Origin of the sequence: Pectobacterium carotovorum, assembly GCF_900129615.1 — a bacterium.
Lineage (GTDB): Bacteria > Pseudomonadota > Gammaproteobacteria > Enterobacterales > Enterobacteriaceae > Pectobacterium > Pectobacterium carotovorum.
Genome location: NZ_FQWI01000001.1, coordinates 725,963 through 739,114 on the forward strand (window position 1 = coordinate 725,963; position 13,152 = coordinate 739,114).

Below are 13,152 nucleotides of genomic sequence, written 5' to 3' on the forward strand. Positions count from 1 at the left end.
ATATGCTTTAGCCGCCAGCCAGCTTAACCTTCATTCCTTTCGCTTCCAGCAGCTGTTTTAGCAAGTCGCGTTTATCTCCCTGGATTTCGATCACGCCGTCTTTCACTGAACCACCGCAGCCGCATTTCTTCTTCAACTCAGCCGCCAGCTTATCCAACGCAGCATCGTCAAGATCGAGGCCGCTAATCAGGCAGACACCTTTTCCTTTGCGCCCGCTGGTCTGACGCTGGATACGCACGATACCGTCGCCTTTTGGCCGAGCTACTTGTTCTTCTTCCGGCTTAATACGTCCGGTTTCCGTGGAGTAAACCAGTTGGCTATTTTCGTCACGACGCATGTTCATAATGCCGCACCGTTTAACAATGACGCGCGAATCTCACGCAGTGTCTGTGCGGGGTCTGCTGATTGGGTGATCGGACGCCCAATCACCATGTAATCCACACCCGCCTGCTGTGCCTGAATCGGCGTCATGATGCGGCGTTGATCGCCAACGTCACTGCCTGCGGGACGAATTCCCGGCGTGACCAACTTAAATGCCTGCCCGCATACCTGCTTCAACCGCTGCGCTTCATGCGCGGAACACACCACGCCATCCAGCCCGCTGTTATGCGTTAGCACGGCCAGCTTTTCCGCCTGCTCCGCCGGGCTAAGCGTAATGCCAAGCCCGCGCAGGTCATCTTCGTCCATGCTGGTTAACACGGTTACGGCAATTAGCAGCGGCGCATCTTTACCAAACGGCACCAGCGCTTCTTTCGCCGCGGTCATCATGCGCGAACCGCCGCTGGCGTGGACGTTAACCATCCACACGCCAAGATCGGCCGCAGCCGCAACGGCGTGAGCGACGGTGTTCGGAATATCGTGGAATTTCAGATCGAGAAACACATCAAAGCCGCGCTGTTGTAGCGTCTGCACGAACTGTGGGCCGAATAAGGTAAACATCTCTTTGCCTACCTTCAAACGGCAATCCTGCGGATCGATACGGTCAACAAACGACAGCGCCGCCTGCTGATTGGCATAGTCCAGCGCGACCACAATCGGGGATGATACCGTTTGATTCTTTTGCTGTAGATTCTCGTTTTTCATTCGTCACCCAGTCTCTTGCGAAGCCAAAATTCCCGCCGCATTCTACATGCCCCGCCCCTGAAATCCCAGCCGCCTGAAGACCAATGCCGTTAAAGAAGCCTGCTGAAACGGAAATCACGCACAGTTATTAGTATGTTGTAACTAAAATATGTTAAAGAACATCCGTGCGATACCGAGTGAGACGTTACTGGCCATCGAGCCCACGGATTGGCTTTATGCTGGCCCAAGTGCGGCAGGAAGGACATTGCCAATAGAGTGATTGTGACGTGAAGCCACATTTGCGGCAGCTGTAGCGGGGTTTGGTGCGAATCTGTTCACCCACCATGTCGCGCAATCCCTGAAGATTTTCTTTTGTTCGTCCGTCTTCCGCTTCATGCAGGTGAAAATCCATCAGGCGATGGAACACGCGCATCGTGGGGTGGCGTTGAAGCTGGCGGTTAATATAAGCCTGTGCAACTTCGGCTCCCTCTTCTCTTTCGAGGATGTCGACCAGCATCAATTCGGCCGTCGCACCGGTATTTTCTTCTACGCAGCGTCTGAGGAAATTCGCCCAATCCAAAGGGTTATCTAAATGCTGATAGCACTCTTGCAGCATCGGCAGCGTTTCGCTAACCAGCTCTTTATCCTGATCGAGAACCTGTCGCAGGGCCTCCACGGCACGCGAATAATCCTGCTGCGCCATGTAGATGCGCCCCATCATGATAGACGCACGTGCGCATTGACTGTCCGCCGTCGCCCCTTTTTTCAGGAGCGTTAGCGCCTTATCCAGATCGTCGCTGCCCATCGCCAACAGCGCCAATTCACAGTAAAAATGCGCGATGTCCACGCGAAGCTGGTCTTTTCCCATCTTGACCAGTTTTTCCGCCACATCGATTGCCGTCGGCCAATCGCTGGTCGCCTGATGAATTTGCAAGAGCTGCTGTAAGGCGCTGCGCCGAAAATCCTCTTCATCCACCAACTGGTTGAAACTTTCTTCAGCGCGGTCATACAGCCCGGCGGCCATGTAGTCACGGCCCAGCTGTTGCACCGCCAGCAGACGTTGTTCAAAGGTTAACGATGCGCTTTCAGTCAGCGCCTGATGGATGCGAATCGCACGGTCAACTTCGCCGCGCGAACGGAACAGGTTACCGAGCGTGAGGTGGGCTTCAAAGGTGTTGCTGTCATCCTTGAGCATGTCGAGGAACAGCTCAACCGCCTTATCCTGCTGGTTGGACAACAGGAAGTTAACCCCAGTGACATACTCACGGGACAGGCGGTTGGATTCCTGCTCTTTGTCCTGCTGCGCACTTCTGCGACCCATGTACCAGCCGTACGCGGCGGCCACGGGCAGCAACAGAAACAGCAGTTCTAACATAGAGCAAATTCCTTAGTGGGTGACCGTCTGCACTGGCGCCACATTCTCCTCGGTAGAGGTAGAAAGCTGTTGTTCCAGACGCTTGATTTTACGCTGTGCACGGCCAAGCGCAATGCGCTGACGTAGATAAAACAGACCACAGATAACCCAGCCAAGGGCAAAACCCAAGGCAAACAGCGTGGCGAGCAGCGTGGAGATACGATACTCCCCCTGTGCCAGCAGGTAGTTAAATGTCACAACCTGATCGTTGTGCGCACCCAGTGTGACAGAAATGATGAATATCGCCAGCACGAGTAAAAAAATCAGCAAATATTTCACATTGTCCTTCCTGTGATATCCATTAACCGGATGAATTATGCCAAATTTTGGCGACAAACCCCATTAAATTACCATGTCCGATGCAGACAAGGAAATCAAGAACCGCGCTCTACTGCCGTCTACGCTTGTTATTTATTCTGTGCTGAATAAAAATGACAGCAGCAAGCCAGCAAGGGGAAAAGTCATGTCAAAGCAGGACGAACAGCGATTATTGGTCAAGATCGCTACGCTCTATTATAGCGAAGGGATGAAACAAGCAGAAATTGCCGCCTCACTCCATTTGTCACAGTCTTTTGTCTCCCGCGCTATCACGCGCTGTGTTAAAGAAGGTGTGGTCAAAATCAGCGTAATTCAACCCCCGAACATGTTCATGGGGCTGGAAGCGGCAATTCAGAAGCGCTACGGCATCGATCAGGCTATCGTGGTGGATGTCGCCGATAACGCCACGCTGACGCAAATCAAGCAGGCGATTGGCTCTGCGGCCGCGCACTATGTCCAAACCAGTATCCGTCCTGACGATCTGGTGGGTATCTCATCCTGGAGCAGCACGCTGCGGGCGATGGTAGACAGCCTGCATCCGCAAAGCGTCAAGGCTCAGGGCGTCATCCAGCTGTTAGGTGGCGTGGGGCCAAACGGCAACGTGCAGGCGACGATTCTGACGCAAACCTTAGCCAATCAGCTCAGCTGTCCCGCTTACCTTTTGCCCGCGCAGAGCATCGAGCGGTCGGTAGAAGATCGCGCTCGTTTGGTGACCAGCGATGAGGTTTCCAACGTGGTCGATAAATTCAGCGAGGTGAGTCTGGCACTTGTGGGGATCGGCGTGCTGGAACCGTCGCAACTGCTGAAAAATTCCGGTAACTACTATCACGAAGCGATGCTACAACAGCTGGCGGAACGCGGCGCCGTGGGCGATTTATGCCTGCATTACTACAATGCGGAAGGCGAACCGGTGTTGCAGGACGACGAAGATCCGGTGATTGGTATGGCATTGCAGCAGCTACGTCAATGTCCGCGCGTAGTGGCACTGGCGGGCGGTGTCGAGAAAAGTGCGGCGATTCGCGGCGCGTTGACCGGCCATTACGTTGATGTGTTGATTACCGATCGATTAACCGCCGAGACGCTGATCTAACGTACTCATCACTCGTGGTGAGCAATAAGAGTAACGTCAGGCGCAGGATAACTCCCCCCTGCTCCGCGCCTGACGAACCGTGACGAAATTACTCGTTAACGTTAATGGATGACAGCAGCGCATCCTGCACAATCCGCTGCGCCTGTAACGGATTCTGTGCTTCCTGCGCCGCCTGAAGCGCCGGGATGTCCAGCTTATCCAGCGCGCGATAGATGTGTTTCAGGAAACGGATAGACAACTGGGCCGCCTCAACGTGGTTCTCACGGAACGGGAACTGATCGAGCTGCCAGACGCCCTGCCAGTTGTTGATTTTCAGCACGTAGAAGAATTCGAAAATCTCGGTCATATGCACGGTGCCGACCACCAGATCGTCATCCCAGCCGCGCAGGTTATCATTCACATCCATGCCGAACAGCCGGCCGCGATCGATAATCAACTGGGCAGAATCGGCTGGGGATTCGCCGCCATACAGCGCATGGCCGAAGTCCAGCAGCACGCCCACATTATCCAGCCCGATATCTTCAATGCCCAGCAGCGTTCGCGCAGCAGAATCCCAGGTCATTTTCACGCGCGGTTCACGCGGCTTGTACTCAATAGCGAATTTCACATCGGGGTTAGCCCCCGCCAGATCGCGCATGCCATCAACCGCCAGCTTCCACAGGTTTTTATGGCTGACCTGGAACGGATAATCCCAGCCATCCTGACCTGGCCAGACTTTGACGTAATTCGCACCGAGCTCACGTACAATACCGGCAGATTCGTGCATTAATTCAAACGCCGCCGCTCGGGCCGCTGGATCGGGGTTGGTAAACGCACCGCGCGACCATTTTTGCAGATAAATTTCCGGCGTGATGCCAATCGCCTTCAGTCCCGCATCTTTCAGCGCATCTTTCACTTCACTGAGCGTCACGCCCGGCGTGAAGGGATAAGGCAAGTCGACATAAGAAAGTTCGCCAACCTCTTTCGCCGCTTTGATCTGATCGATCGTGCTCAATGCTGGGCCGTAACCGTCAACAGCATAGCGGTCGATATAATTCGCAAAATGCCACAAACCGGCACCAAATTCTGGATAGGTATACGTTGCCATAAAAGTCACCTCATTGATTTGTAATGGTATTGAGCTGCTTATACCCTAAATAATTCGAGTTTCAGGAAGGCGGCAAGCGAGGGAATCCCGATGAGCTTACACAGGTAAGTGATTCGGGTGACTGAACGCAGCCAACGCACATGCAACTTGAAGTATGACGGGTATATCTTTCTTGCGTATCGGATAGGTTCTTACTGCTAGCCTTTCTTACTGCTAAAAATGTCTTACGGTTAAAAATGGTTATGAGGCCGCAGACGCGCACGCGCCACCGCCGTTCGCCACTGTTGATAGCTTTCCAAAATGGCGTGATTAGTCGTCGACGGCTCGATGATCTCGACTTCTCTGGGCAGCGCGGCAATCTGTTCGCTGTGTTCCCACCACCCCAGCATTTTTCCGCCCAGATAAGCCGCACCCAGCGCCGACACTTCCGCGTTATGGTTGCGAATCAATGGGCGTTGTAAGAGATCGGCTTGAAACTGCATCAGCCAGCGGTTTTGTGTCGCGCCGCCGTCGACGCGCAGCGCGGGTAACGCGGCCTGCGACGCCTGCTCCATCGCGAAAAAGACATCGGCAATCTGATACGCGATAGCTTCCAGCCCAGCACGAGCGATGATGGCGGGTGTGGTGGCGTCGCATAGGCCGCACAGCAGGCCACGCGCTTGCACATCCCAATAAGGCGCGCCCAGCCCAGATAACGCAGGAACGAAGAAAACGCCCTGATTAGACTCAGCGCTGAGCGCCAGTTCGGTCAGTTGCGTAACAGAAGGGATGCCCAGCATCTGGCCAATCCAGGCAAATCCCGACCCAGTGTGGGTAATGTTGCCTTCCAGTGCGTAGCGCACTTCACCATCGTGCCAGGCAATCGTGGTGCTAAGCCCTTCAGCCTGTTGATGTGGCGTGTTGATGGTCGTCATTAGCGACGAACCGGTGCCGTATGTCGCCTTGATTTCACCGCTTTGGGTGATACCCTGACCGTACAGCGCCGCATGAGAATCGCCAATCAGCGCCACAATCGGTACACCAGCGGCAAGCCCGCTAATGCCCGTCACACCGGTGTGACCGTGTAACGCCGAGGACGGCGTAACGGCAGGTAGGCACACACTGGGAATACCGAACAGCGCCAGCAGATCCTCATCCCAGCAGCCACGGTGGATATTGAACAACTGGGTTCTCGCCGCATTGGAATAGTCGGTGGAATACGCTCGTCCGCCGCTAAATTGCCAGTTAAGCCAGCAATCCACCGTTCCGATGCACAGTTCCCCCTGCATCGCGCGGGCAACGCCGTCCGGCAATTCCGCCAGCATGGCGTGAAGTTTGGCGGCGGGAAAAAGCGGATCAACCTGTAGCCCGGTGCGGGATTCAATCAGGCGCGCCTCCGCACTACCCTGCAAGGCCTGACAGAATTTCTCCGCGCGACGATCTTGCCAACTGACTAACGGCGTCAGCGGCTTTCCGGTTCGCCTGTCCCAAATCAGCACCGACTCGCGCTGATTACTGATCGCCACCCCCACCACCTGAACCCGGTGTAATGACGACAGGCAGGCTTCTGCCGCCTGACAAACCGCACGCCAGATCGCCATCGCATCCTGCTCGGCTCTGCCCGGCTGCGGGTGCGTCACCTGCAAAGCGACCGCCGCTTTAGCCAGAATGTGCCCCCGCTCATCGACGGCAATCGCTTTAGCGTTCGTCGTCCCTTCATCGATTGCCAAAATAACCGGCGTAAACATCATCAGCCTCCCGGGCAAAGACGCAGTGCCGCGTTGACAATGCCCGTCGCGTCCAGCCCGTGATGCGCCCGCATCGCGCTCCGATCGGCGGCAATCGCGTATTGACCGTCGGGAATACCTAACCGTACGAGAGGAATTCCGCTGCCCGCTTCTGCCAGCACTTCCGCTACCAGACTGCCTGCACCGCCGTTGACGTTATGTTCTTCTACTGTGATAACGCGAGGTGTTTCACTCAGAATTTCAAGCAATTGCTGAGTATTACACGGGCGGATAGAGGAAAGATTAACCACCGTAGCAGCGAGTCCTTTTTCTGCTAATAATTCAGCCGCCGTCACAATTTCATGCACGGTCGACCCCAGCCCAACCAGCGTGATATCGCGCCCCTTGCGCAGCACATCGATCTGCCCCGGCACAAAGCGGTACTGCTCATCGTGCAAGGCAGGCAGCGGTTTACCATCGAGGCGGATATAGACCGGCCCCTGATGTTCAAACGCATAGTCGATAATCTGGCGGCACTCTTCCGGGCTAGACGGCGCGTAGATCTCAATATTGCCAAACCCTCTCAGCACCGCGATGTCGTCAATACTGTGGTGCGTGCTGGCGAGCGGACCATAGCTACAGCCCGCATTCAGCCCAAACAGTTTGACGTTGCTGTTGTTGTAACAGACGTCGACTTTGAGCTGTTCATTCGCGCGGGAGATCAAAAACGGGGCTGCGTTACAGGTCACTGCAATCTTGCCACCGATAGACAGCCCTACCGCCGTCCCCACCATGGTTTGTTCTGCAATCCCCACGTTGACAATACGGTCAGGAAAACGCTGTATGAAAGGCGAAATCTTCGCCGTTGAGCTTGAATCCGCCAACACCGGGACTAAATCAATCCCCTGTTCGACGGCCTTAATGAACTGCTCGACCATGACGGTTGCCAGATGTTCTGCGTTACTCATCTTTTAATTCCTCCAGCGCCAGTGCAATTTCCTCGCCTTTCGGCACCCGGTGGTGCCATTCAGCCCGTCCCTGAATAAACGACACGCCCGCGCCTTTCTCCGTATTCGCAATCACCACGTTCGGCTTGCCGTTGCGCGGCAGATTCTCCAGCGTTTCCACCACCGAACGCATGTCATTGCCCGCGCATTCCGTGACCTCTAAACCAAAAGCCTGCCACTTCTCCGCCAGCGGATCGGTGTTCATGATGGAACTCGTCGGCCCTGCCAGTTGCAGCTTGTTCTTGTCATTGATGATGATCAGGTTATCCAGTTGGTAATGCGCTGCCGCTAGCGCCGCTTCCCAGTTGCTGCCTTCCGCCAGCTCACCATCGCCCGTCAGAACGAACACCCGGCGCGGGCTGTTATCGCGCTTCGCCGCCAGCGCAATACCGACGGCAACCGGCAGCCCGTGCCCCAGCGCACCGGTGTTCAGTTCAATCCCCGGCGTCTTGTGCTTAACCGGATGCCCCGGCAAATGCGAATCGGGGTGCTGATAGGTCTCCAGCCACGCTTCTGGGAAATAGCCCGCTTCCGCCAGACAGCAGTAATAACCGCCGACCGCATGACCTTTTGACTGAATGTAAATATCCCGCTGCGGATCCTGAAGGCGATCCGGTGCACAGTTCAGAATGCGAAAATACAGCGCCGTCAGAATCTCAACCTGTGACAGATCGGCACCCGTGTGCCCGCCAGCCGGGCTATTGGCATTCAGATGAATAATGCGGCGACGAATGGCGCGGGCTTTATGCGTCAACGCCTCCACCGATAATGCGTACGGATTCATACTTCACCTCGCTTGAATTTTTACTCAAAAACGAATATTTATTCATATCAAATCAAAAAAAATTGCGCTCAAATCGGGCCTCGGTATGCCTACCGACATCGCTCTCGCCACAACTCAACGCCCCCGTGCTCGTTACGCTTAACCGCTGCTATTTACGCTTAACTATGTCCCTTCCACCGCGGCCTTCTGTGACACAATGGCGGCCTTGTGCTGCATCCGGTTTTGCATCTGGTCGATAATCACCGCCACAATGATGACGATACCTTTAATCACCATCTGCCAGAATTCACTCACGCCCATCATCACCAGCCCGTCGGCAAGAATCCCGATAACAAACGCGCCAATCAGCGTGCCCAGAATCGTGCCGCGCCCGCCCGCCAATGACGTTCCGCCGAGTACCACGGCAGCGATCGCGTTCATTTCAAAGGCGGTGCCGGTTGCCGGATGGCTGGCGACCAGTTGAGAGGACACCACGATGCCCGCGATAGCCGCACAGAAGCCGGAAATGGTGTAGACCCAGACTTTGACCTGACGCACTTTGACGCCGGAAAGTTCAGCGGCACGTTCGTTGTCACCAATCGCATAGACATGGCGACCGAACGGCAGGCGACGCGCCACATAGGCAATCACCACAGCCAGCACCAGCATCAGCCAGATAGCCAGCGGTAGCCCCAGGATCGTGGCAGAACCAATCAGCTCAAAGCCGGTGTTGCCCAACTGCGGGTTACCGCCCAAGCCGGGGAACGTCTCCCCGCCGGAAATCAGCATCGATGCCCCGCGCACGATGTACATCGTTCCGAGCGTGCAAATAAAAGGCGCAACGTTATACCGCGTGATAATCCAGCCGTTAATGGCCCCGATGAGCGCGCCAATCAGCAGCACGACAGGCACGATGACCCACACGCTGGGGAAAATCGCGACGCCGAACATCGGCAGCACAATTCCCTGAGTAATCATGTAGCCCGCCACCATGCCGCACAGCCCCAGCGTGGCGCCGATCGACAGATCAATCCCCGCGGTGATGATGACAAACGTGATCCCCAGCGCCAGAAACGCATTGATGGCAATGTGCTTCACCATGATGATCAGGCTACCCGTCGCCAAAAAACCGGGCACCGTGAAGGCAAAGAACCCCAAAATCAGGAACAGCGCGATAAACGTGCGCAGCCTGAGAATCAACAGCAGGATGCTCTCTCGTGAGCGTACAAACTTACCCGGTGATAGCGCGCCTGACGCCGCCGGAAGGTGAGTCGTTTTCATGTCAGAACCCTTGTGCACTTGCCGAAACCAATGCCGACTCGCTGGCCGCTTGACGCGAAATATTCGCCGTCAGTTTGCCATTCGACATCACCAAAATGCGGTCCGATACCGCCATAATTTCTTTCAGATCCGAGGTGGAAAACAGCACGCCGATGCCCTGTTCGGACAGCCCAACCATCATTTCAAACACATCGGCCTTGGCACCGACATCAATGCCCCGCGTTGGCTCGTCCAGTAACAGCACTTTGGGGCTGGTCAGCAACGAGCGACCAATCACCACTTTTTGCTGATTGCCTCCACTGAGTGCCTGAATTTCGACGTCGGGTGAAGACACTTTGATCGCCAACTGCCCAATCGTGCTGGCAACCACTTCCTGCTCCTGGCGCTGGAAGATCGCCATGCCGTATTTCAGCCGCCGCCACAGGCTGGCGATGGTGAGATTGGAGGCCACCGACGAGAGCGGAAAGATGCCGGTTTTTTTGCGATCTTCCGGCACCAGACTCATGCCCATACGAATGCGCTGAGCGGTAGAAAGACGCGGATTCACCGGTTTGCTATCGAGATAAATCTTGCCCAGATAATCATTCTGAATACCCAGCAGACACTCAAAGAGTTCGGTGCGTCCCGCGCCCATCAGCCCGTAAATGCCGACAATTTCCCCTTCACGCACCATCAGCGACACATCATTAACCACCTGATGCCCGGCATCGTTGAGACAGGTAAGGTGCTCCGCTTCCAATATCGGCGCACCGAACGTCCTGCCCGGATGCAGGAAGCTGGTGACAGGGTCACCGCCGAGCATTTCCCGCACGATCCACGGCACGTCGATATCGCTGACCGCAGCTTCCGCCTGAAAGCAGCCATCTCGCAGGATGGTGATGTAGTCACCAATCGCCATCAGTTCTTCCAGCCGGTGCGAAATGTAGATGATGGAAACATTCTGGCGAGTCAGCTCGCGGATCACGCGAAACAGAATCTCCACTTCGGTTTTGCTTAGCGCGGAGGTCGGTTCGTCCAGAATCAGAATGTCAGCCTGATCCGCCAGCGCTTTAGCAATTTCCACCAGTTGTTGCTGGCCGACTTTCAGGCTGGCGACCTCGGTGCGCGGCGAAATATCCTGATCGAGACGCGCCATCAGCTCCGCCGCAATCCGCTCCTGCGCCAGATAATCGATAGGCGCAACGCCCTTTTGCAGTTCCCGTCCCAGGAAGATGTTCTCCGCCACGCTCAGGTTCTCGGACAGGTTAAGTTCCTGATGCACCATGCCGATGCCTTTCGCTGCCGCATCGCGGGTATCTGCTATACGTACGGCTTCGCCATTCAGCAAAATCTGGCCGGACGTCGGCTGCTGCACGCCGGCCAGAATCTTCATCAGCGTCGATTTACCCGCCCCGTTTTCACCAATGATCACGTTGACCTTGCCGCGATAAACGTTGTAATCGACGTTATCCAGCGCTTTGGTGCCGGGAAACAGCATGGTGATGCCGCGGGTCGCCATGACGATATCGGGTCGGCTCACTGCGTCTGGCTGTAGCGAGACGTCTGGTTTTTCCATCATTTCGCCCCTCCGCTACGCGTGTCGGTCAGGTTTAACGTCATCGGCACCGCCTCGCTGATGCCCTGTTTGGTCACCACCAGCGCCGCCAGGACGTTAACGGGCTTACCCTGCACGCCCGCATCCAGCTCCGGCAACGATGCCAGCGCTTTGTTATTCAACGCGCGAGCCAGTTGGGCAAACTGAACCTGATTTTTGAAGTCATCAAAGCGAATAAACCCAGCGGCATCGCGGATGGCATTGCCTTTGACGATGGGCCCCAGTTGGAGCGTGACGGCGTCACCTTGCACATCAAGCATCAATTTCCCTTCACGACTTGCCCGGTCAATCCCGCTGACCGTGCCCTGAAGTCGTGCGTAGACGGCTTTACGCGCTGAATCCTCCAGTGCTGCCTGCGTTTGCTTCACTTCATCCCAGGACAATGCCTGCTGCTGCGCTGCTGGCAACAGCGTTGGCTGCCACAGCGCTGTCGCGATGTTCTCTGGCGTCATGGTGCTATAGCCCGGCACAGAAGCCGGGTCGACCGGAATGATCGGCTTACCGTTCTCATCCAGATCGACCACCGTACAGGCGGATAGCAGCAAGGCGCAGAGCCCAACCCAGCAGGCGCGATATCGTTCATCGAACAGCATAACGACTCCTCTATCAGCAGGAGCTTACGCTCCTGTCGCCTTAATTACGGTTTCAACGCAAAGGTGTTGAGTTTGGTCGCGTTAGATTCGTCGATCAGAATGCAGTCCATCAGCTGTTTTTCTTCGTGCTGTGCCTTGCCGTTCTTCAGGTAGTAATCCGCCTGTTCGACCGCCATCTGCGCCTGTTGCCAGCCGGGTTGCAGCACCGTGGCCTTGATATTGCCTTTATTGATAATGGAATCACGCACGTAGTCGCTGCCGTCAAAGCCCACCACAATCACATCGTGACGCCCCGCCGCTTTCAGCGCCGCTTCGGCACCTAGCGCCATGGTGTCGTTGCCGGAAATCACGCCAGTGATATCAGGGTTTGCCTGCAAGATGGCTTCCATACGGGTAAAGGCTTCCGTCTGGCTCCAGTTCGCCGTTTGTCTGGCGACTCGCTTCATGTCGCTATATTGGTCGATTACATCGTGGTAGCCCTGCGAACGGACGTGCGCATTGGTGTCTGACTCACGGCCAATCAGCTCGACGTACTTGCCTTTCTGCCCCATCAGCTCGACGAATTTCTCCGCACCGAGTTGCGCGCCCTGATAGTTATTGGAAACGATCTGCGCCACGGCCACGCCGGTTTCATTGATTTCCCGGTCGATCAGGAAAGCGGGAATACCAGCGGCTTTCGCCTTTTTCAACGGGCCAATGGTGGCATCGGCTCCAGCATTATCCAGAATGATGGCTTTCGCCTTGCGGGCAATGGCGGTTTCAATCAGCTGATTTTGTTTGCTGACGTCATCGTCATGCGATGCCACCAGCGTGGTGTAACCCAGTTCGATGGCTTTGGTTCTGGCGCCTTCGGCTTCCGCTTTAAAGAACGGGTTGTCGTGTGAAGGGGTAATAATGGCGATCAACCCGTTATCTGCGGCAAACGCACCGGCAGAGAAGGAAAGCATGATAGCCAGCAGGGAGGATTTCAGACGGTAAGGTTTCATTGTTATTCTCCTGTTTGAATATATATTCAATATTGAATTAACATTCAAATGAAGTTTTACAACCAACCGAAAAATTGTCCAACAGCAAAAACAGGAATAGCGAAGCAGCTCACAAATTGTTTACATTTTGCGCGAGGCGATAGCGGTGAGAATCGGGAAGAAACAGAGACAGGAGAAATTTTTAACGTTGCGTCAGCAACGGCCCACGGGGTGACCGACAAGGAGTTCCGACATAAAAAATGCGGATGACG

Annotated in this window: 13 protein-coding genes; 1 reads left to right on the top strand and 12 read right to left on the bottom strand. The window is 55.4% G+C overall.

Annotated elements, in window-relative coordinates; genetic code table 11:
- Positions 1 to 7: 7 nt before the first annotated feature.
- From yciH to BUB06_RS03150, 4 genes are all read right to left on the bottom strand, one after another.
- Complete coding sequence (gene yciH / locus BUB06_RS03135) at positions 8 to 343, bottom strand: stress response translation initiation inhibitor YciH (protein WP_010306267.1); 336 nt, start codon at positions 341 to 343, stop codon at positions 8 to 10.
- Positions 340 to 1,083 carry an orotidine-5'-phosphate decarboxylase gene (gene pyrF / locus BUB06_RS03140; RefSeq protein ID WP_039471707.1) on the bottom strand — a complete coding sequence of 248 codons (744 nt, stop codon included), beginning with the start codon at positions 1,081 to 1,083 and terminating at the stop codon, positions 340 to 342. The genes yciH and pyrF overlap by 4 nt, the downstream gene beginning before the upstream one ends.
- Before the next feature lie 184 nt (positions 1,084 to 1,267).
- On the bottom strand, positions 1,268 to 2,437 hold the full coding sequence (lapB, locus tag BUB06_RS03145) for a lipopolysaccharide assembly protein LapB (RefSeq protein ID WP_039471704.1): 1,170 nt from the start codon (positions 2,435 to 2,437) through the stop codon (positions 1,268 to 1,270).
- 12 nt (positions 2,438 to 2,449) lie between these two features.
- The gene (locus BUB06_RS03150) at positions 2,450 to 2,755 is read right to left on the bottom strand and encodes a LapA family protein (RefSeq protein WP_010276674.1); all 306 of its coding nucleotides are present in this window, start codon (positions 2,753 to 2,755) and stop codon (positions 2,450 to 2,452) included.
- 184 nt (positions 2,756 to 2,939) lie between these two features.
- On the opposite strand from BUB06_RS03150, the gene BUB06_RS03155 reads away from it, so the two are divergent.
- Positions 2,940 to 3,884, top strand: coding sequence for a sugar-binding transcriptional regulator (locus tag BUB06_RS03155; protein WP_039471701.1), 945 nt, complete (start codon positions 2,940 to 2,942; stop codon positions 3,882 to 3,884).
- 88 nt (positions 3,885 to 3,972) lie between these two features.
- Here BUB06_RS03155 and BUB06_RS03160 read toward each other — a convergent pair whose 3' ends face one another.
- The 8 genes from BUB06_RS03160 to BUB06_RS03195 form a co-directional block, all read right to left on the bottom strand.
- Positions 3,973 to 4,971, bottom strand: coding sequence for a sugar phosphate isomerase/epimerase family protein (locus BUB06_RS03160; protein ID WP_029368836.1), 999 nt, complete (start codon positions 4,969 to 4,971; stop codon positions 3,973 to 3,975).
- A gap of 230 nt (positions 4,972 to 5,201) precedes the next feature.
- Positions 5,202 to 6,698, bottom strand: coding sequence for an FGGY-family carbohydrate kinase (locus tag BUB06_RS03165; RefSeq protein WP_039471968.1), 1,497 nt, complete (start codon positions 6,696 to 6,698; stop codon positions 5,202 to 5,204).
- Between the two features lie 2 nt (positions 6,699 to 6,700).
- Entirely contained in the window at positions 6,701 to 7,645 is a 945-nt protein-coding gene (locus BUB06_RS03170; protein WP_039471699.1) for a transketolase family protein, read from the bottom strand.
- A complete protein-coding gene (locus tag BUB06_RS03175; protein ID WP_010302336.1) occupies positions 7,638 to 8,468 on the bottom strand; it encodes a transketolase in 831 nt (276 codons plus the stop codon). The genes BUB06_RS03170 and BUB06_RS03175 overlap by 8 nt, the downstream gene beginning before the upstream one ends.
- A 162-nt stretch (positions 8,469 to 8,630) precedes the next feature.
- Positions 8,631 to 9,728, bottom strand: coding sequence for an ABC transporter permease (locus BUB06_RS03180; RefSeq protein ID WP_039471697.1), 1,098 nt, complete (start codon positions 9,726 to 9,728; stop codon positions 8,631 to 8,633).
- Position 9,729: 1 nt separating this feature from the next.
- Positions 9,730 to 11,283 carry a sugar ABC transporter ATP-binding protein gene (locus BUB06_RS03185; RefSeq protein WP_039471695.1) on the bottom strand — a complete coding sequence of 518 codons (1,554 nt, stop codon included), beginning with the start codon at positions 11,281 to 11,283 and terminating at the stop codon, positions 9,730 to 9,732.
- Entirely contained in the window at positions 11,283 to 11,915 is a 633-nt protein-coding gene (locus BUB06_RS03190; protein WP_039471693.1) for a DUF2291 family protein, read from the bottom strand. Before BUB06_RS03190 ends, BUB06_RS03185 begins: the two co-directional genes overlap by 1 nt.
- A 44-nt stretch (positions 11,916 to 11,959) precedes the next feature.
- The gene (locus BUB06_RS03195) at positions 11,960 to 12,901 is read right to left on the bottom strand and encodes a D-ribose ABC transporter substrate-binding protein (protein ID WP_039471691.1); all 942 of its coding nucleotides are present in this window, start codon (positions 12,899 to 12,901) and stop codon (positions 11,960 to 11,962) included.
- Positions 12,902 to 13,152 lie beyond the last annotated feature (251 nt).